This is a genomic window from Brevundimonas sp. P7753 (assembly GCF_013386595.1).
Taxonomy (GTDB): Bacteria; Pseudomonadota; Alphaproteobacteria; order Caulobacterales; family Caulobacteraceae; genus Brevundimonas; species Brevundimonas bullata.
Window position 1 is genome coordinate 1 of sequence record NZ_JACARP010000106.1, and the last position, 2091, is coordinate 2091.

The 2091-nt window shown below is 69.1% G+C and carries 3 protein-coding genes; all 3 read right to left on the reverse strand.

What is annotated here, in order from left to right; genetic code table 11:
• Nucleotides 1-1005, reverse strand: a 1005-nt coding sequence (locus tag HX774_RS20430; protein ID WP_218650492.1) for a TrbI/VirB10 family protein, incomplete at its 3' end; no start/stop codon positions are given.
• A complete protein-coding gene (locus HX774_RS16880; protein ID WP_178828642.1) occupies nt 1002-1715 on the reverse strand; it encodes a TrbG/VirB9 family P-type conjugative transfer protein in 714 nt (237 codons plus the stop codon). The genes HX774_RS16880 and HX774_RS20430, both read right to left, overlap by 4 nt.
• Nucleotides 1712-2091 (reverse strand): type IV secretion system protein (locus HX774_RS16885; protein ID WP_178828643.1); only part of this gene is annotated, 380 nt, incomplete at its 5' end. The genes HX774_RS16880 and HX774_RS16885, both read right to left, overlap by 4 nt.

The following is a 2091-nucleotide window of genomic DNA, read 5'->3' on the forward strand; positions in this document are numbered from 1 at the left end:
GGCCGAGGCGGCTGCGCCCTGGATGGCGCCCGGCAGGGCGACCACGACGGGAGCGTCCCGGCTGAGGCTTTGCCCTGCGAGGTTGGCGCCGACGTTCAGGGTTGTCTGCAGCAGGGCGTCGCCGAAGCGGGCGAGGAAGTGGTTGTTGACTCGGCCGGGAATGCCGGCGCGGCCCTGCATGTCGGCGGCCGGGGAGGCAAGAGCCATGGTGACGCCGTCGGGTCGGACCAGGCGGGTCCACTGGACGAGGGCCCGCCTTTGGCCGGCGGCCATGTCGGCCTGATACTCGCCGAACAGCCGCGTGCCGCGAGGAATGAGGATGCGGCTGCCATCGAACCCGGTGACGTCGCGAGACACGATGGCCCGGACGTGGCCGGGTCGCGTGGAGTCCAGGGCTGTCTCAAGCACCGCCTGGATCAGCGTGCCCTGCGGGACCGTCGTGGCGCGGCGATCAAGCCGTGTCGCCTGGATCGAACCCTGTTCCGCCCTTTCCGCTGTTGCGGCGCTGTCAGGGTTGGAGATCGTCGCCGATCCCGTGGTGGTGTCGATCACCAGGACTGCGCTGCTTGAGGCAGATGGCTGAGGGGGGGCGGCCATCGGCGGCGATGAAGCCCAGGGCGGCGGCGCATAGTTGGGCGGCGGAGGTTGAGGAGCGAAAGGCGAAGCCGGGGGCTGGGGAGACGCCTGTTGCAGCGGCGGCGGCGCCGTCAGCATTTCCGCCGTCCCGGAAAGCGGCGGAGCCGGAGGAGGCGGCGGCTCGGGGATGATGTAGAGCGGCGGAAGGGTTGCCGACATCTGCATCGCATCTGCGGTTCGGACTTGCGTCGTCGGCGCGGTCAGGGCGCGGCGCTGGGCGTCCAGAACGCTGAACAGCAGGACGCCGCCCAGAACGACGCCGCCGATAAGCAGCCAGAGGGGGGCGCCGCCGCCGCGTTTGGCGACGATGGGTCGGATGTCCGCCTCGTTGCCTTTTTGAAGGCGGGGATCCTTGACGTGGACGTTCACCGGGCGGACCTGGGGCGGATGCGATTGGCGCGCGCGGTCTGGCGCTCCAGCCGGAAAAGCAACGTGGGATGGACGGCGTCCACCACATAGCGTCCGTCGCGCATGTGACCGTCGAGAAGAACTTCGTCGCCGCGTTCGTCGATGGCGAAGACCGCCGGAAGCGTCTGTTGTGCGCGCCACTCGACATAGGTGCGCACGCCGTCGTCGCTGAGCGCGCTGGGACGCAGGGCGCGGGCGCCGCTTAGTTTGTATCGGCCGACCTCGGCCTGGGCGGTCTGCTCGTTTGCGTCCCGCGAGCGGTCGTCGGGATAGGCGAAGCGCACTGTGTAAGGCGTCTCGGCGGTCGGGCCGTAGGCCGCCGACAGCTCGAAGCTGTAGACGCGCGCATCGGTAATGACCGTCATATTGGTCACGCCGTTCGAGCGCAGCGGCTTGAGGAAGAGGGCGTCGCCGCGGCGGTTGAGCGTCGCCTGCCAGGCCTCGCTGTCGCCGATGGCGACATTCTCCACCCGCTCATCGGCACTGAAGATCAAGGTCATCTGGTAGTTGGTCGCCGCCGTGAGGCGCACGACCTGGGCAGGGTCGTAAGGGATGACACGCAGGCGCGGATCGCCCGGGGTTTGGGCCGACGCCTCGTTGGGGGCGGGCGGCGTCTGCGCGACGGCCGGCGTGCCGAGCAGCAGGGCAAGGAGAGTGATGAGGCGTTTCACGGCGTCGCCTCACCTGGGGAGGCGACCATTACGTCTTCCGCCTCGATCGGCACGGGGTCCTGGATGTCGCGTGTGATCGTAGCATCGACCGGCGTCAGGGTCTCGGGATCGCGCCGGTACTTCAGCACCTGGAAGCCCAGGGGGTTGAGGAAGCGGTCCTCGGCCGACATGGGCTCGCCGGAGAAGCGATACTCGACGATGGCGACCCAGGGCACGGCGGAATGATAGGGGCCGTCGGCGTCGCGCCTGACGGTCTCGAAGCGAACGAGCGCCGATCGGTCGTCCAGGCGCGACACGCTCTTCACGCGCGTCTCAATGACGGAGGTGCGGGGGTAGCGCGTCAGCGGACTGTCGATGTTGGAGGCCTGCATCAGGG